This is a genomic window from Arthrobacter sp. 01N444 (genome assembly GCF_056399305.1).
The window spans coordinates 320597-337986 of sequence record NZ_JBFTRB010000002.1 but is presented as its reverse complement, the minus strand read 5'-3'; the positions used below and the strand labels follow the sequence as shown (position 1 = coordinate 337986).

Below are 17390 nucleotides of genomic sequence, written 5' to 3'. Positions count from 1 at the left end.
GCGGCGCACCCAGGGGGCGGCGGCGCCGTCGGCCGCGGGGCGGAAGCTAGGCTGGTAGGAGTCTGAGGAGGCCGCCACGTGATCGTGCAGGTGCGCATTTGTGTTCCGGGTGAATTGTCCGGAGTTGTTCTCGAAAGTTGTACGAACCACGTCGGCGTCTCGGAAGTGGCGCTCGCGAAGGCCTCTTCCGTCACGCCGCCCGGGGACGTCATCGAGGTTCTGCTGGCCCGGGAATCCGTGGAGGGGCTCGTGGAGAAGCTGCACGCCCTCGACGTCCAGCAACGGGGATCGATTACGGTCATCGCACCGGACCTTGTGCTCTCGGACCGCGCCGACAGGGCGGAGGCGGAGGCTCCAGGTGAGGGCGCGGACGCCGTGATCTGGGACGAGGTGTCGCGGCAGACCGGCGAGGATTCGCGCCTGACGTGGAGTTTCCTGGCGTTCCTGGTCCTGGCGACCCAGCTGGCGGCCATCGGCATCGTGACGGACTCCACCATTGCGATCGTCGGCGCCATGGCCGTGGGCCCGGAGTTCGGCCCGCTGGCTGCCCTGGCCGTAGCCCTGGTCCGGCGCCAGCGGCGGCTCGGACGTGACGCGGCGCTGGCCCTCGGCGTCGGTTTTCCCGTCGCGATGCTGGCCGCCGCGCTGACCGCGTGGCTCTCCGTGCCACTCGGGCTGTTCCCCGCAGACGCGCTGGACCACGGTTCAGCAGTTGAATTCATCTACCACCCCGGCCCCTATTCCCTGATCGTCGCCGTCCTCGCCGGGACAGCCGGGATGCTGTCGGTCATCAGCCGGCGCTCGGCGGCGCTGATCGGGGTGTTCATCTCCGTCACGACGGTGCCGGCAGCCGGGTTCGTGGCCGTGGCACTGGTCCTGGGCGAGTACCAGAAGGCAGCCGGCTCCGCCCTGCAGCTGTTCCTGAACCTGCTCGGAATCGTGGTGGCCGCCGTCGGGGTCCTGCTGTTCTACCGGCTGGTGACCAGGCGGCTGGCGCCGGACGCTGCCCGCCAGCTGCGGCGCAGGGCGGACCGCTCCCAGCACTGAGCCACGGGCGCCGCAGGTGCCCGCGACGGCCGGCAGTCCTGGGGACTACGGCCGGCAGGCCCGGGGACCGTGGAGCTTAGGGGCCCCATCCGGTCGCGGCGAGGAGCCTCTCGCTGAACATGGGGGCCATGCTGGCCGCATAGCTCCGGCTGAGGTGGTTGTCGTCCAGGTAGACGTAGGTGTTGCCGACCGCGCCCGGGCATTCCGTGCCATTGCAGATCAGGTCAGTCATGTCAACGAACGCGACGCCCGGCACCTTGCCATCCAGCGCGGCCAAGGGATTCGTTGCCGCAAGCATGCCCTGCTCGCGCGGCCTGCAGTCCGGCGCGTCGGCACCCTTGGTCGCTACGCACTCTGCCATGTTGAAGGTAAAACGCGGATTGTCCCGGAGGGCCACGACCTTGATGCCCTCGTCCGTCCAAGACTTCGCGGTGGCTTCGAAGCCCGGGATCACGGTCTCCTGTGGCGACGACGGCGCTGCCTCAGTGCCCACGATGATAATGGCGTCCGGCGGGTTGTTCTTCACTTCCGATGCGACGGCCGCATTGAAATTGTCGCAATCCGCCGAGACGTGCTGCGGCGCGATGTTGGGCTTGCAGGCACCCTTGAGCATGGCGTAGAGCCGCCAGCCCTTCTCATCGCTGAGGGGAGCAATCGAGCCCAGCCATTGCTGTGCGTGGGAATCCCCGATCACGAGGACCTTTTTCGCTCCGGTGCCGGATTGATTGTTCTGGAAACAGTCCTTCTGAAGGACCGGGTCCTGCGGCTGCAGGTCACCGGAGCACGAGTTAGGGAGGCTGGCCCAGTCCTGCGGCAGCGTCTGCGGGGTGGGGAGCAGGACGGCGTTGGCGTCGGCCTGGTCCACAAAGCCCGGCGTCAGCGCCAAGGCGCCCGGGTTGTTCTTCGGGGCTTGGGCCAGGACTGCTTCGCTTTCGAGGTGCTGCTGGATCTGAATCCCCGCCAGCGGCACGGCGGCGGTGACCACGGCCACGGCGATGGCAACGAAGGCGCGGCGCCGCCGCACCTCCGGCCACTGCCACTCACGCCAGGGCTTCTCAATGAAGCGGGTGGTGAGGTAGGCGAGCACCAGGGAAACAGTGACGATGACGGCGCCTGTGATCAGACCCGCTTTTTCCCTGTGCATCACGGCAAGGGAGATGACCAGAACCGGCCAGTGCCAGAGGTACAGGGCATACGAAATGTCGCCCAGCCGGACCAAGGGCTTCGAACTCAGGATCCGGTCGACGCCCAGCTTGCTGCCCGACTGCCCGGCTGCGATGACACAGGCGGCCGCCAGGGTGGGCCAGAGCGCCACAAACCCGGGAAAGGAAGCCTGGACGTTGAGCAGGAGGCCGCAGCTGAGCATGGCCACAATGCCCAGCCAGCCAAGCCCGATCCGCCAGCCCCGCGGAAGCCGCAGGGCAGGAAGGGCCAAAGCCACGAGCGTGCCCAGGGCAAACTCCCACAGCCGGGCCCAGGTGTCGAAGTACGCCTCCGTTTGGCTCGCCTGGGTGAAGACGATCGAGTAGAGCAGCGAAACAACGAAGATCACGGCGAAGACGTAGGACAGCAGCACACGGTAGCGGAGCCTGAAGCGCTTGGCGACGAACGCGGCCCCCACAAAAATGAGCGGCCACAGGATAAAGACCTGGCCCTGGATCGAAAGGGACCAGAAATGCTGGAAGGGACTGGCCTGGCTGTGATCCGCGGCGTAGTAGTTTGTCGCCTGGGTCTGCAGGAGCCAGTTCTCGGCATAGCCCAGGGAGGCCCAGCCCTGGTTGATGATTTCCATCCACCGGGTCCGGGGCAGGAAGAGGACAGTTGCGGCAAGGATGGCCACCAGGACGGTGACGGCGGCAGGGACGAGGCGCCGGAAAAGGTGCAGCCAGTGTTTGATGAGGGCCATGGACCGGCCCTGCTCGTACCGGCCCACGAACTGAAGCGTCATAAGGAATGCCGAGATCAGCAGGAAGACGTCCACGCCGCCGGAAACCCGGCCCAGCCAGATGTGATAGGTCATGACCATCAGCACAGCGAGGGACCGGAGTCCCTGGATTTCGGGCCTGAAGGTGGATTTTCGGCCAGACTTGGCTGCGGGATCGTGCCCCGTCGCGGCAATGTGCCGGGCAGGCCGGGGCAAGGTTCCTTGCTGTGTCATAGAACTACCCCTCAACCAGATAACCAAAGCCTCCATGTTACCAAACCGTAATTTTGATGGCCAATCGTCACGGCGGCCACTGAACCCCATTGAGGCATGCCAACGTGGGAGTTTCCAGTGAACCCGGGACGCTGGAGCGGCACCTGACGGGTTAACTCTGCCAGAATCACGGCAACTTGCGGCCACGAACACGGCAGGACGGCAGCAGAGACTCGACAGAAAAAGGACGGCCCGGCAGATGCCGGACCGTCCCCTGCGGGCAGAGCCTAGTGCTTGTGCCCTGCGTGCTCGTCTTCGTCAGCCGGCTTCTCCACCACGAGGGTTTCCGTAGTGAGGACCAGTGCCGCGATGGAGGCCGCGTTGCGCAGAGCCGCACGCGTCACCTTCACGGGGTCGATCACGCCGGCGGCGATCAGGTCTTCGTATTCGCCGGACTTGGCGTTGAAGCCCTGGTTCACGGCGGATTCGGCGACCTTGGCAGCCACGACATAGCCGTCGAAGCCGGCGTTCTGGGCGATCCAGCGCAGCGGCTGGACCAGGGCGCGGCGGACGATGCCCACGGCCGCAGCCGCGTCACCTTCGAGGGCCTGGACGGCAGCGTCCTCGTCGAGCGCCTTCAGCGCGTGGATGAGGGCGGAGCCGCCGCCGGCCACGATGCCTTCTTCAAGGGCAGCGCGGGTGGAGGATACGGCGTCCTCGATGCGGTGCTTCTTTTCCTTCAGCTCAACCTCGGTGGCGGCGCCGACCTTGATCACGCCGATGCCGCCGGCCAGCTTGGCCAGGCGTTCCTGCAGCTTTTCCTTGTCCCAGTCCGAATCGGTGCGGGTCAGCTCGGCGCGCAGCTGGGCAACACGGGCGGCGACGTCCTCGGCCGAACCGGCGCCGTCGACGATCGTGGTGTTGTCCTTGGTGATCGTGATGCGGCGTGCGGTGCCGAGCACCTCGAGGCCAACGGTGTCCAGGCTCAGGCCCAGCTCCGCGGAGACAACCTGCGCACCGGTGAGGGTCGCGATGTCCTGGAGCATGGCCTTGCGGCGGTCACCGAAGCCCGGCGCCTTGACGGCGACGACGTTCAGCGTGCCGCGGATGCGGTTGACGATCAGCGTGGACAGGGCCTCGCCCTCGACGTCTTCGGCGATGATGAAGAGCGGCTTGGAGCTCTGCAGCGCCTTTTCCAGCAGCGGCAGGAAATCCTGCACTGAGGAGATCTTGCCCTGGTTGATCAGGATCAGGGCGTCCTCGAGGACGGCCTCCTGGCGTTCCGCGTCGGTGACGAAGTACGGGGACAGGTAGCCCTTGTCGAACTGCATGCCCTCGGTCAGTACCAGCTCGGTCTGCGTGGTGGAGGACTCCTCGATGGTGATCACACCATCCTTGCCGACCTTGCCGAACGCCTCGGCCAGCAGCTCGCCGACCTCGTCGCTCTGGGCGGAGATTGCGGCAACGTTGGCAACCTGCGTGCCTTCAACCGGGCGCGCGTTCTCCAGCAGGCGGGCGGCGACGGCCTCGACCGAAACCTCGATACCGCGCTTGATTTCGCCCGGTGCGGCGCCTGCCGCTACGTTGCGCAGGCCTTCCTTGACCAGGGCCTGGGCCAGGACGGTGGCGGTGGTGGTGCCGTCGCCGGCAACGTCGTTGGTCTTGGTGGCGACCTCCTTGGCAAGCTGCGCGCCAAGGTTCTCGTAGGGGTCATCCAGCTCGATTTCACGGGCGATGGTCACACCATCGTTGGTGATCGTGGGGGCGCCCCACTTCTTGTCCAGTACGACGTTGCGGCCGCGCGGACCCAGCGTGACCTTGACGGTGTTGGCGAGCTTATCGATGCCGGCTTCAAGCGACCGGCGGGCAGCGTCGTTAAACGCAAGCTGCTTTGCCATGGTTTTGTCCTTTCAAGACAGAACCCCGCGCAACTGATCCATTCAATGCGAAAGGATCGGCTGCGCGGGGGTCCAAGAGAGTTACTTTACGACGATCGCCAGAACGTCGCGGGCGGAGAGCACGAGGTACTCGGTGCCGCCGGTCTTGACTTCGGTTCCACCGTACTTGGAGTAGATGACGACGTCGCCAACGGCAACGTCAACGGGAACGCGGTTGCCGTTGTCATCGAAGCGGCCGGGGCCTACTGCAACAACTTCGCCTTCCTGCGGCTTCTCCTGCGCGGAGTCCGGGATAACCAGGCCGGAAGCCGTGGTCTGCTCGGCTTCGAGCGGGCGGACAACAATACGATCCTCAAGAGGCTTAATAGAGACCGACACTCGGACCTCTCCTTTTCGTCAGCAAATTCGTGGACTATGAAGCGGTGATGCCAAGGCGCACAGACCGTCGTCGCGGTGCCGGCAGCGTGCCTGGCGGAACGCGCTTCATGTGTTAGCACCCTCCTAGGGAGAGTGCTAATGACGACTCTATGTAAATGGTTAGCACTCGGTCAAGGCGAGTGCCAGAAATTCGTTCCGGGTGAACATTTCCCCCTAGGGGACATGCCCATTTTTGCCTGCGGCCAGAGGACACTTGGGCATCATGCTCTGTGCCCGTGCTGAGCGATGGACATGCCCAAGGTGCGCGGGCTGCCCGGGAGGACATGCCCATTTTTTGCTGCGGCCAGAGGACACTTGGGCGTCATGCTCTGTGCCCGCGCTGAGCGATGGACATACCCAACGGGTGCGGGCTGCCGGGGAGGACATGTCCATCCGTGGCGCAGGAGGCTGGGCATGTCCCCTGGCCCGTGGCCGTTGGCCGTTTGGCGGTGCGGTGCGCGCCCACCAGCGGCGTCTATTCGCGCGCCTACTCGATGGCTACTGGTCTGCGAGGTCGTCGAAGTCCACGTCCTCGCCGTCGTCTTCGTCCGTGTTCTGGCCTTCGTCATTCCGGTGCCGGAACGACAGCACGGCGCCGGCGGCGGCCAGCAGAATGCCGGCGACGAGGAAGATGATGCCGCCGAGCCGGGCCGCGGCATAGGTCTCGCGGATGGCCCGAGCCTCGTCCGTGGCGTCCTGGACGTTCTTGCCGCCGACGGAATACACGGTGGCGTTGAAGGAATCGAGGAAGAAGATAATCACCAAAAGTGCGACGGACACGACGGCGATCACCGCGCCGGCGATCAGCGCCGGTTTTGCGTAGCGGGCAAGTCCCTGCGGCCGCCGGCGCTCCTGCCTGGCGTCGTCGTCGCCGGCCGTGTCCTGCCCGGCCGTGTCCGCTGAGATGCTGTCGCCTGTGCCGCTGTCTTCCATGCCATCAAGCCTAGCCCCCGCCGTCCGGTCACAACGCGCCCGCGGACCTCAACTACGCTGGATGCCATGACTGACGCACCGCAGGAATATATTGCCCCGATCCTCACCCCCGAGGGCTGGGAGCTGCTGGCGTCGTTGGGCCCGTACCGCGAGGACGAGGCCTTCCGCCTCACGGCGTCGCTGCGCAAGGCCGGCCACTCCCCCGAGCTGGTCTCGGCCGTGCTCACCCAGTCCCGGCTGCGGACCAAGGCCGAGGCGAAGTTCGGCGAATTCGCCCGGCAGATGATTTTCACGAAGGCCGGTCTGGAGCAGGCCACCCGGCTCACGGTGGCGGCACGGCACGCGCAGCGGTTCGCGGAGGCCGGGATCGGCCACGTCGCCGATCTCGGCTGCGGGCTGGGGGCCGACACGATGGCCCTGGCATCCCTGGACCTGGTGGTCACCGCCGTGGAAATGGACGAGGCCACGGCCGCCTGCGCCACCATGAACCTGATCCCCTTCCGCAACGCCACCGTGGTCCACTCCGATGCCACCTCGGTTTCGCTCGAGGGGATCGACGGCGTCTGGCTCGACCCAGCCCGGCGCACGACGTCCACTTCGGGTACCAAACGGATCTGGGATCCGGAGGATTTCTCCCCGCCGCTGTCCTTCGTGGAGTCACTCGCCGGCTCCGGCCGCGCCGTCGGCGTGAAGATGGGCCCGGGCATGCCGCACGATTCCGTGCCGGCCGGCTGCGAGGCGCAGTGGGTCTCCGTGGGCGGGGACGTGACCGAGGTGGCCCTGTGGTTCAACGCGGTGCGGCGTCCGGGGGTGCGGCGCGCGGCCCTCGTGCTCGGCCCCCTTGGTTCCGCTGAGCTCACCAGCGGCGAGGACTTCGGCGCCGGCCCGGTGGCGCCCGTGGGTCCGGTGGAGGGGTACCTGTACGAGCCCGACGGCGCGGTGATCCGCGCCGGCCTGGTGGCCGACGTCGCGCTCCAGCTGGGCGGGCACCTCGTGGACGAGCACATCGCCTACATCTGCGCCCCGGAGCTGCATGACACCCCGTTCGCCAAGGCGTACAGGGTCCTGGAGGTGATGCCGTTCAACGTCAAGGCACTCAAGACGTGGGTCAAGGATAAAGGCATCGGGGTCCTGGACATCAAGAAGCGCGGTATGGCTGTCACGCCCGAAGAGCTGCGCAAGCAACTCCTGCCCGGCGGCAGCGCAAAGCACAAGGACAAGAAATCCGCCACCCTGGTCCTCACCAGGATCGGCGAGGACCGGGTGGCCGTCTCGGTGGAGCCGGTCTAGCCCCGCCAGCGGGATCCCACCGGCCGAGTGCCCCGCGGCGCCGTGCCCCGCCGCCGGATGTCAGCGAAGCGGCCGGTCAACTGGGCTGTCGCGCTACTGGGCCCGCGTGAACTCCTCGGCTGCCCGGATTTGCTCGTCGGTCGGCCGGACGCCGGTGTACAGCACGAACTGCTCGAGCGCCTGGATCGTGGCGACCTCGGCTCCGGTGATCACGGTCTTGCCGGCCGCGCGGCCGGCCTTGATCAGCGGTGTCTCGGCCGGGAGCGCGACGACGTCGAACACCACTTTGGCGGCATCGATGGCCTCCTGCGGGAAGGGCAGCGCGGCGGCGTCCGGGCCGCCGGCCATCCCGATGGGGGTGACGTTGATGAGCATGTCCGCCGTGCCGGTACCGGACGGCGCAGAGCCCAGGTCCGCGCTCCAGGCGAAGCCGTACTGTTCGGCCAGGGCGCGGCCGGAGCCCTCGTTGCGGGCCACGACGGTCACGTCCTTGAACCCGGCATCCCGGAGCGCGGCCACGGTGGCCTTGGCCATGCCGCCGGAGCCCAGGACCAGCACCGAGTAGTCCGTGGGGACTGCATTGCTCTGCAGGAGCTGCTCGATTGCGGTGTAGTCGGTGTTGTACGCCGTGAGCCGGCCGCCGTCGTTGACGATGGTGTTGACCGAGTCGATGGCCTTCGCCGACGGGTCCATGACGTCAACGAGGGCGATCACGTCCTCCTTGTAAGGCATGGACACCGCGCAGCCGCGGATGCCGAGGCCGCGCACCCCGGCGATCGCCTGGGCGAGGTCGGTGGGGGCAAAGGCCTTGTAGATCCAGTTCAGGCCCAGCTGTTCGTACAGGTGGTTGTGGAAGCGCGTCCCGTTGTTGCTGGGCCGGGCCGAGAGCGAGATACACAGGGTCATGTCTTTGTTCAGAATGGGCACAGCTCCATTAAACGCCAGGATCGCTCCGGCCACCCGCAGCCCAACGCGCAACCGCGCGCGCCGTCGCTGACCAGCGACGTTGTGAATACACTCACGCAGCAGCGGCAACTTTGACACCGTCCCGGGGCCGCCCCTGCACTAGACTTGGACCACCCGTAGCCCTGCCGGCCCCCGGCCGGCGCACTGGTGTGTGGGAAATTGCACGTGACACCGCCGGTGCCATGTCCAGAGGCATGTCCGAGGATGTTCGCCAGCGCATTTCCCCACCAGGACCACGGCCAGCGACAGCAGAACAGTGAAGGGACCACATGAAGATCGAGTTCGCTTCATCCAGGCAGTCGACTCTTGGCGTGGAATGGGAGCTGGCGCTCGTCGACGCCGAGACCGGTGAGCTGGCCTCCGTGGCGAACCAGGTGCTGCGCGGCGTCGCTGCCCGGCATCCCGAACTCAATGAGGACGACGAGCACCCGCACATCAAGCAGGAGCTGCTGCTGAACACCGTGGAGCTCGTCACCGGCATTTGCACCACCGTCGCGGAGGCCAAGGCGGACCTGAGCAGCTCGCTCGCGGCTGTCCGGGACGTGACCGATCCGATGGGCGTGGAGATCTTTTGCGCCGGGAGCCACCCCTTCAGCCCGCCCCAGCTTCAGCCCGTCACGGACAAGGAACGCTACGCCAAGCTCATTGACCGGACCCAGTGGTGGGGCCGGCAGATGGTCATTTACGGCGTCCATGTGCACGTCGGACTGGACAGCCGGGACAAGGTCCTTCCGGTGCTGGACGGCCTGGTCAATTACTTCCCGCACTTCCAGGCGCTCTCCGCGTCCAGCCCGTTTTGGGGCGGCGAGGACACCGGATACGCCTCGCACCGCGCCCTCATGTTCCAGCAGCTGCCCACCGCCGGGCTGCCGTTCCAGTTCGCCAGCTGGGAGGACTACGAGTCCTACGTCCAGGACATGTTCACCACCGGTGTGATTGACACGCTCTCCGAGATCCGGTGGGACATCCGCCCCGTTCCGGCGCTTGGCACCATCGAGATGCGCATTTGCGACGGCCTGGCGACCCTCGAGGACGTCGGGGCGATCGCGGCGCTGACGCAGTGCCTTGTCGACGAGTTTTCCACCACGCTGGAAAACGGCGGCACCATTCCCACGATGCCCCCGTGGCATGTGCAGGAAAACAAGTGGCGCGCGGCCCGGTATGGCCTGGACGCGATCATCATCCTCGACGCCGACGGCAACGAGCAGCTCGTAACGGAGCACCTGCGCGAGACGCTCAAGCGGCTTGAGCCGGTGGCTGCGAAGCTGGGCTGCAGCGCCGAACTGGCCGACGTCGAGAAGATCATCGAGCGCGGCGCCGGCTACCAGCGGCAGCGCCGGGTCGCCGCCGAGCACGGCGGGGACCTGCGCGCCGTCGTCCTGGACCTGGTCAAGCAGATGCGCCAGGGCCAGGACGCCTAGCTCCGGCGCCCAACAGCCGCCACGCAGGCGGCCGAAGCCCCAGGCCGTCTAGCTCCACGCGGACGAAGCCTCAGGCTGTGGCCTCAGGCGGAGACGGTCGTGACCGGCATTGAGGAATCCGGCGCAAAGCCGATGCCGCTCGGCTTCACGCCGGCCATCACCAGTTGCGCCCCGAGCGAGGCCACCATGGCGCCGTTGTCCGTGCACAGTGGCAGCGGCGGCACCGTCAGCCGGATGCCGGCCGCACTGCAGCGTTGTTCGGTGAGCTGGCGCAGCCGCGAGTTGGCGGCGACCCCTCCACCCAGGAGGACCTCCTTGATGCCGTTTTCGCGGCAGGCGAGCACTGCCTTGGCGGTAATGACATCCACCACGGCTTCCTGGAAGGCCGCGGCGATGTCCGCCACGGGCACCTCCTCGCCGCGGGCCTCGAACTGCTCCACGCAGCGGGCGACGGCGGTCTTGAGCCCGCTGAAGGACCAGTCGTAGCGGTGCGGCCCGGGCTCCTCGGCGGTCCCCATGTACTTGGGCTGGGTGAGCCCGCGCGGGAACCGGATGGCTTTGGCGTTGCCCGTGCGCGCGAGCTTGTCGATGGCCGGACCGCCCGGATAGCCCAGGCCCAGAAGCCGCGCCACCTTGTCATACGCTTCGCCGGCGGCGTCATCGATCGTGGAGCCCAGCAGCTCGACGTCGTCCGTGATGCTCCGGATCCGCAGGATCTCGGTGTGGCCGCCGGAGACCAGGAGCGCGCCCATATTCTCCGGCAGGGCGTGCGGCGTTGTTTGCGGCGACGGCGCGCCGGCGCCCTGCTGCAGGAGCCCGACGCCGACATGCGCCACCAGGTGGTTGATGGCGTAGAGCGGTTTGCCGGTGGCGACGGCGAGCGCCTTGGCCGCGCACACTCCCACCATGAGGGCACCTGCCAGGCCCGGCCCGGAGGTGACGGCGATCGCGTCGATGTCCGCGAGCGTCACTCCCGCCTCCGCGAGGGCCTCCTCGAGGGTGGGGACGAACGCGTCGAGGTGGGCGCGGGAGGCGATCTCGGGGATCACGCCGCCGAAGCGGACGTGTTCGTCCATAGAGGACGAGACGGTGTTCGTCAGCAGGGTGGTTCCCCGGACGATGCCGACGCCGGTTTCGTCGCAGGAGGACTCGATGCCGAGCACGAGCGGCTGGGTGCGGTTCATGGTCGGCCTGCTTCCGTTGGCTGGGGGCTGAGCGGTTCGCGGGGCAGCTGGAGCCGCATGATCAGGGCGTCGACGCCGTCCCGGTAGTAGCGGGGCCGGATGTGGATCTGTTCGAAGCCGAAGCGCAGGTAAAGCTGCTGGGCCCGGGGGTTGTCCGCCCTGACCTCGAGCAGCACATCCTGGGCGTGCCGGCGCCGGCTTTCCGCGATCAGCTCGGTGAGCAGGGCAGAGCCGATGCCCTTGCCTTCCTGCTCGGGCACCACGGCGATCGTCTGGACGTCCGAAATCGGTTCGATGCACATGAGCCCGGCATAGCCCACGATCCCGCCGTGGATCTCCGCCACGAGGTAGCGGCGGGTATCCACCTGCGCCAGCTCGTCGTGGAACATCTGCAGCGGCCAGGCATCCACGGGAAAGAGCCGGAGTTCCAGGGCGTGGATGGCGGGGATGTCCGCGGCGTCCATGTCCCGCAGGGTGACTCCGCCGGGCAGCCGGACGGCTCGCTCCGCGCTCACAGGGCACGCTTCCGGGGTCCGGGCACCTGGGCGTCGGATTCGCGCAGGTACAGGGGGGTGGAGTCCAGGAGCTGTTCCCCCGCGGAGAGCCGGGCGAGTGCGAACTGGCCGAGCGAGAGGGCCTCCGGCTGGCGGGTGCTGAATTCCGCGACCGCCTTGACGACGTCGGAGTAGATTCCTGCCCCTGCACCGTACACGGGCAGATCCGGCAGGTCCGCGGCGAATCCCACGTGCGGGCCGTCCTCCAGATGCGGCAGCTGGGCATCGGAGAGGGTGTACCGGGCCCAGTACACTTCCTTGCGGCGCGCATCGGTGGCGACAATGAACTCCGCGGCCGAGTCGGTGGATTCGGCTACTTCCAGGGCGATCGCGTCCAGGCTCATGACGCCGTACAGCGGCTTGCCCCAGACAAAGGCGAGGGTGCGGGCCGTGACGATCCCGGAGCGCAGTCCTGTGAACGGGCCGGGGCCGACGCCGGTGACGATAGCGTCGACGTCGTGCCCGCTGACGCCGGCCTCAGCCAGGAGCCCGTCGATCCCCGGGGCCAGGACCTCCGCGTGGGTGCGCGTGTCCTCGGTGGCGAAGCTGGCGAGCACGGATTCCGGTGCATCATCGGAGACCAGGGCGGCGCTGGCGACAGCTGAGGTGTCGATGGCGAGGATCAGCATCAGGGATTCCGTTCCGGGGTCTGGGGCGTGGTCCAGGGGAGGGGCCTGGCGCCGGGCATAGTCTCGGACAGCGGCTCGGCGCCGGGCAGCGTCGGCGCTTCAGCCCAGCGCGGACCGAAGCCGCGGATCACGACGGTCCGCGGCTCGTCGTCGTCCGTGTCGAAATCCAGAACGGGACTGGCGCCGGTTTCGGCGGGGGCTTCGGGGGCTTCGGGGGTTTCGGCGGAAGCGGCGGCGCCTCCGCGGGTGCGGTGGAGTTCCACCTCCAGCCGGCTGTCGCTGAGGTGCTCAACCCGGCCGCGGCCCCACTCGACCACGGTCACGGCGCTGTCCATGGTGTTTTCAAGATCGATGTCGTCGATTTCAGCGGCCGACTCCAGCCGGTAGGCGTCCACATGCACCAGGTCCGGTCCGCCCGGCCGGGGTCCTCCGGGCAGGTTGGGGTGGATGCGCACCAGGACAAAGGTCGGCGAGATAATGCCGGCCCGCACTCCCAGGCCCTCCCCCAGCCCCTGCGTGAACGTGGTCTTGCCGGCACCCAGTTCGCCGGTCAGGACCAGCAGATCGCCGGTTTCCAGCACGGCGCCGAGGGCCGCGGCGAGCGCATGCGTCTGCGCCGCCGTGTGGACCTCAAGGCTCCGTTCCCACGCGGGCGCGCTCACGGCCGCTCTTCGCCGGTGGAGGGCTCTTCGTTCAGGTAGCGGCGCGGCACGCGGGGGCTGATCCTGGTGACGATCTCGTAGTTGTTGGTACCGGCGGCCTTGGCCCAGTCATCGGCTGTGGGTCCGCCGTCGGCGCCGTCGCCAAACAGCACTGCCTCGGCGCCGAGGATGCTCGGGCCTCCGGCCGCCACGTGGCGGGGTCCGAGGTCGATCACCATCTGGTCCATCGCAATGCGACCCACTACCGGATAGTTCACGCCCTCGACCCGGACGGGGCCGCCGGTGGCGATGCGCGGCACGCCGTCGGCGTAGCCCAGCGGGATGAGCCCGAGGGTGCTGACGCCGTCCGTGCGGTAGTTCAGCCCGTAGGAAACGCCCTGCCCGGCGGGCACGTCCTTGCAGTGCGAGACCACCGTGCGGACCGTCATGGCCGGGCGCAGCCCGAGCTCGGCCGGACTTTGCCCTTCGAAGGGTGACAGCCCGTACAGGCCCAGCCCCACGCGGACGAGGTCAAAGTGGGTGTCCGGCCGGGAGAGGGTGGCCGGGGTGTTGGCGAGGTGGCGGACCTCGGGGTCCACGCCGGCGTCCTGGGCGACGGCGAGGACCTGGCGGAACGCGGCGAGCTGCTCGTCGGTTTCGGGCCGTTCGGGTTCGTCGGCGACGGCCAGGTGGGAGAAGATCCCCACGACCCGGAGCAGGCCCTGGTCCTGGTGTTCCATGGCTTCGCCGACCAGGCTGTCCCAGGCGTCGAGGGTGGCGCCGTTGCGGCCGAGCCCGGTGTCGACCTTCAAGTGGACGCGGGCGGGCCGTTCCTGCTCGCGGGCTGCGGCCACGATCCGGTCCAGTTCCCAGCCCGAGCAGCCGATGTCGATTCCTGCGGCCACTGCGGCGGCGAAGTTGCTGTCCGGGGTGTGCAGCCAGGCCAGCAGGGGCGCCTCGATCCCGGCGGCGCGCAGGGCGAGGGCCTCGGAGATGTGGGCGACGCCAAGCCAGCTGGCCCCCGCGCCGAGGGCCGCGCGGGCCACCTGGACGGCGCCGTGCCCGTAGGCGTCGGCCTTGACCACGGCCATGACCTGCGCGGGTGAGGCCACCGCTGCGATGCGGCGGACGTTGTGCCGGATGGCGTCGAGATCGATTACGGCTGAGCGCTCCTCAGCGTGGGCCGGCACTGCCGCCGAACCGGGCAGGAGATCGCCTGTTGCTGCTTGGTAAGTCACCTAACGATTCTAGGCGCGGCGCTGCGGGCCGAATAATCGGCCGGGCCCGGCCACCGCTGGACATGCCCATTCCTCCCCGCGGGGCATGCCCAATTTTCACGCCCAGGGCCGCGCAGAACGGCTCCATGCCCACGCCCCGGCCCCAGCGGAGGACATGCCCACTGGTGCCACGAATCCGGCCGCACACCCACCCCGGGACATGCCCAATCTTCACACCCAAGGCCGCGCAGAACGGGTCCATGCCCACGCCCCGGCCCCAGCGGAGGACATGCCCAGTGGTGCCACGAATCCGGACCCAGCGAAGGAGATGTCCACTGGTGCCAGCCACGAAAGCCCAGCCGCGCCCGCCCGTCTACGCGTCGGACTGGTGGGCGATGGTCGCCGTCGCGCGCCGCTGCGCCTCGGGCGGGACGTCGTGCACGATCTCTTCCAGGAAACGGTAGCGGCGAAGCCATTGGCTGCTTTGCCGTTCCTTCCGTGCGTTGGCCCGCTGCCACCAGTCGGCAATGTCGCCCCAGCCGGGCGCGGCCAGCGAGCCGCCCACCTCCTGGACGGCCAGGGCGGCGCACAGATTGGCGAAGCGGAGACGGTCTCCCAGCGGCCAGCCGGCCAGGGATCCGACAATGAAGGCCGCACCGAAGCAGTCACCGGCGCCGGTGGGATCGTAGGCCCGGACCGGCAGGGACGGGACCCACTCCTCCTCCCCCGTTTCCGAATCCACGGCCATGGAACCCTGGGCGCCGAGGGTGACCACCGCCACCGGAACCCGGTCCGCAAGCGAGTACAGGGCGGACCAGGGGTCGTCGCAGCCCGTGAAGTTCATGGCCTCGTGCTGGTTCGGCATGAAAGCATGGAAATACTTCAGGTGGTCCAGCCGGGTCGAGGACCACGCGCCGGTGGGGTCCCAGCCGACATCGCCGAACAGCTGGACGCCGTTCTTGTGCGCGTCGACAGCCCACGGTTCGAGTTCCTCCCCCAGCTCCGCAACGGCTGCGAGCGCCGGCGGCGGGCATCCAACCAGCTCGGTGGAAGTCACCGGCGCCGGGTGCCCGTGCGTCACCATGGACCGGTCCTTCTCCACGCTCAGGGACACCGTGACGGGCGAATGCCAGCCCGGAACACGCCGGGACAGGGACAGGTCCACGTGTTCCTGGGCGGCCAGAATCTTCCAGTTGTAGTCACCGTAGCCGTCATCGCCGAACACGGCGGCAAGACCGGTCCGCAGTCCCAGCCGGGAGGCGGCGATGGCCTGATTGGCGACGCCCCCGGGGCAGCTGCCCATCCCGTCGCTCCAGATTTCCGTGCCGGGCTGCGGCGCGTGGGGCAGCCCGGTGAAGATGATGTCCTGGAACACGGTCCCGGTCAGGAGCAAGTCGAATCCGTCCGCGGCCGGGCTGCGGACGGCAGAGAGCGGATCAAATCGCCGCGCCGGGGTCGCGTCCATATACGGCACATTACGCCGTACCGCCGTCGAGGGATACCAGGGGAAAGCGGGGCCCAAACCGGAGGGGAACACGGCGGGGAATAGACTGTCCGCATGCGGCTCACGATCGCCGGCGGGGGCGGCTTCCGCGTCCCCCTGGTCTACCGGGCGCTCTCTGCCGGGCCTTTCACGGGGCTGGTGCGGGAGCTGGTGCTCTACGACGTCGACCCCGCCAGGCTGGCGGCCATCGAGGCGGTCCTGGCCTCCCTGGCCCAGCAGGGCCCGCCGGGTTCCGGCCCGCCGGGTTCCGGCCCGCAGATCCGTGCCGTGTCCTCGCTCCCCGAGGCCTTGGACGGCGCCGACATGGTCTTCGCCGCCATCCGGCCCGGCGGCACGGCCGGCCGGACCGCCGACGAGCGGATCGCCCTGGACCTCGGACTCCTGGGCCAGGAAACCACCGGCGCCGGCGGGATCTCCTACGCGCTGCGCTCCATTCCGCCGATGCTGCGGCTCGCGGAGGAAATGCGGAGCCGCTGCCCCGGGGCGTGGCTGCTCAACTTCACCAACCCCGCCGGCATGGTCACGGAGGCCCTGGTCCCCGTGCTCGGCCCCAGGGTGATCGGGATTTGCGACTCCGCCAGCGGCCTGGTGCACCGCGCGGCGCGGGCCGCCGGCGTCGCGCTGCCCGAGGGCACGCTCGACGGCGTGGGCTACTACGGCCTGAACCACCTCGGCTGGCTGTACCGGCTGGAGGCCGGGGGCCGGGACGCCCTCCCGGCACTGCTCACGAACCCTGCGGCGCTGTCGGAATTCGAGGAAGGCCGGCTGTTCCCGCCCGGGTTGCTGGCCAGCCTTGGCTGCCTGCCGAATGAATATCTTTTCTACTACTACGACACCGTTCGGGCGGTGGCAGGCATGCGCGCCGCAGGTCAGACCCGGGGGGAATCGATCGCCCGGCAGCAGACCGAACTCTATCCCCGCCTGGCTGCCGCCGGAGCCGAGGCTTTTGCGCTGTGGGAGGATGCCCGCAGGTCCCGCGAGGAGGGCTACCTCGCGGAGGCCCGCACCTCGGGCGAACGCCGCGACGAGACCGATCTCGCAGGCGGCGGCTACGAGCGGGTGGCGCTGGCGGCCATGCGCGCCCTCTCCGGCGGCGGCCCGGCGGACCTGATCCTCAACACGCGCAACGCCGTCACCACGCCCGGGTCCGCCGGCCCGGAAGCGGCGCCCGCCGGCCCGGAAGCGGGCGGCGCCGGGTCCGGAGCGCAGGTGGTGCCGGCTGTCCCGGGGCTGCCGGCCGACGCCGTCGTCGAAGTTCCGTGCCGGGTGACGCCCGACGGCGCCGAGCCAGTCCCGCAGGACCGCCCGGGACCGGCGCAACTGGAGCTGCTGCGGCGCGTCAAGGACGTCGAACGGCTCGTGGTGGAGGCGGCGACGACCGGCCGGCGGGAGGCGGCCCTCGCCGCGTTCGCCAGGCATCCGCTCGTGGACTCGGATGACCTCGCCGGAAAACTGCTGGCCGGCTATGAAGCAGCCTTCCCGGAACTGGGCCGTCTCTGGCACGGCGGGCCGTAGCTGCCCGCGGGCCTTAACGGCCCGCCAACATCAGCGT

General features: G+C 68.7%; 15 protein-coding genes. 4 read left to right on the top strand and 11 right to left on the bottom strand.

Annotated features, from left to right (window positions below; genetic code table 11):
* Positions 1–78: 78 nt before the first annotated feature.
* Positions 79–1047 carry a DUF389 domain-containing protein gene (locus AC1DKN_RS03875; RefSeq protein WP_476870491.1) on the top strand — a complete coding sequence of 323 codons (969 nt, stop codon included), beginning with the start codon at positions 79–81 and terminating at the stop codon, positions 1045–1047.
* Positions 1048–1123: 76 nt separating this feature from the next.
* Here AC1DKN_RS03875 and AC1DKN_RS03870 read toward each other — a convergent pair whose 3' ends face one another.
* From AC1DKN_RS03870 to AC1DKN_RS03855, 4 genes are all read right to left on the bottom strand, one after another.
* On the bottom strand, positions 1124–3205 hold the full coding sequence (locus AC1DKN_RS03870) for an acyltransferase family protein (protein ID WP_476870490.1): 2082 nt from the start codon (positions 3203–3205) through the stop codon (positions 1124–1126).
* A gap of 266 nt (positions 3206–3471) precedes the next feature.
* The gene (gene groL, locus AC1DKN_RS03865; protein ID WP_018773736.1) at positions 3472–5082 is read right to left on the bottom strand and encodes a chaperonin GroEL; all 1611 of its coding nucleotides are present in this window, start codon (positions 5080–5082) and stop codon (positions 3472–3474) included.
* A gap of 81 nt (positions 5083–5163) precedes the next feature.
* Entirely contained in the window at positions 5164–5460 is a 297-nt protein-coding gene (gene groES / locus AC1DKN_RS03860) for a co-chaperone GroES (RefSeq protein WP_028275747.1), read from the bottom strand.
* A 537-nt stretch (positions 5461–5997) separates the two neighbouring features.
* Positions 5998–6432: a hypothetical protein gene (locus AC1DKN_RS03855; RefSeq protein ID WP_476850299.1), complete on the bottom strand. Its 435-nt coding sequence runs from the start codon at positions 6430–6432 to the stop codon at positions 5998–6000.
* Positions 6433–6498: 66 nt separating this feature from the next.
* On the opposite strand from AC1DKN_RS03855, the gene AC1DKN_RS03850 reads away from it, so the two are divergent.
* Positions 6499–7722 carry a class I SAM-dependent methyltransferase gene (locus AC1DKN_RS03850; protein ID WP_476870489.1) on the top strand — a complete coding sequence of 408 codons (1224 nt, stop codon included), beginning with the start codon at positions 6499–6501 and terminating at the stop codon, positions 7720–7722.
* A 93-nt stretch (positions 7723–7815) separates the two neighbouring features.
* Here the strand turns inward: AC1DKN_RS03850 and AC1DKN_RS03845 are convergent, their stop codons facing one another.
* Entirely contained in the window at positions 7816–8649 is an 834-nt protein-coding gene (locus AC1DKN_RS03845) for a shikimate 5-dehydrogenase (RefSeq protein WP_476870488.1), read from the bottom strand.
* A 308-nt stretch (positions 8650–8957) separates the two neighbouring features.
* Here AC1DKN_RS03845 and AC1DKN_RS03840 point away from each other — a divergent pair, with 308 nt between their 5' ends.
* Positions 8958–10109, top strand: a complete 1152-nt coding sequence (locus AC1DKN_RS03840; protein WP_476870487.1) for a glutamate--cysteine ligase — start codon at positions 8958–8960, stop codon at positions 10107–10109.
* Between the two features lie 83 nt (positions 10110–10192).
* Here AC1DKN_RS03840 and tsaD read toward each other — a convergent pair whose 3' ends face one another.
* The 6 genes from tsaD to AC1DKN_RS03810 all read right to left on the bottom strand — a co-directional run bounded on the left by tsaD (position 10193) and on the right by AC1DKN_RS03810 (position 15799).
* On the bottom strand, positions 10193–11293 hold the full coding sequence (gene tsaD / locus AC1DKN_RS03835; protein WP_476870486.1) for a tRNA (adenosine(37)-N6)-threonylcarbamoyltransferase complex transferase subunit TsaD: 1101 nt from the start codon (positions 11291–11293) through the stop codon (positions 10193–10195).
* Positions 11290–11757: a ribosomal protein S18-alanine N-acetyltransferase gene (rimI, locus tag AC1DKN_RS03830; protein ID WP_476870537.1), complete on the bottom strand. Its 468-nt coding sequence runs from the start codon at positions 11755–11757 to the stop codon at positions 11290–11292. The genes tsaD and rimI overlap by 4 nt, the downstream gene beginning before the upstream one ends.
* Before the next feature lie 47 nt (positions 11758–11804).
* Positions 11805–12476, bottom strand: coding sequence for a tRNA (adenosine(37)-N6)-threonylcarbamoyltransferase complex dimerization subunit type 1 TsaB (gene tsaB, locus AC1DKN_RS03825; RefSeq protein WP_476855724.1), 672 nt, complete (start codon positions 12474–12476; stop codon positions 11805–11807).
* Positions 12476–13138: a tRNA (adenosine(37)-N6)-threonylcarbamoyltransferase complex ATPase subunit type 1 TsaE gene (gene tsaE / locus AC1DKN_RS03820; RefSeq protein WP_476870485.1), complete on the bottom strand. Its 663-nt coding sequence runs from the start codon at positions 13136–13138 to the stop codon at positions 12476–12478. The genes tsaB and tsaE overlap by 1 nt, the downstream gene beginning before the upstream one ends.
* Positions 13135–14355: an alanine racemase gene (alr, locus tag AC1DKN_RS03815; RefSeq protein WP_028275756.1), complete on the bottom strand. Its 1221-nt coding sequence runs from the start codon at positions 14353–14355 to the stop codon at positions 13135–13137. The genes tsaE and alr overlap by 4 nt, the downstream gene beginning before the upstream one ends.
* Positions 14356–14707: 352 nt before the next feature.
* Positions 14708–15799: a carbohydrate kinase family protein gene (locus tag AC1DKN_RS03810; RefSeq protein WP_476850291.1), complete on the bottom strand. Its 1092-nt coding sequence runs from the start codon at positions 15797–15799 to the stop codon at positions 14708–14710.
* Between the two features lie 93 nt (positions 15800–15892).
* Between AC1DKN_RS03810 and AC1DKN_RS03805 the strand changes: the two genes are divergently transcribed.
* The gene (locus AC1DKN_RS03805) at positions 15893–17353 is read left to right on the top strand and encodes a family 4 glycosyl hydrolase (RefSeq protein WP_476870484.1); all 1461 of its coding nucleotides are present in this window, start codon (positions 15893–15895) and stop codon (positions 17351–17353) included.
* The last annotated feature ends 37 nt before the right edge of the window (positions 17354–17390 follow it).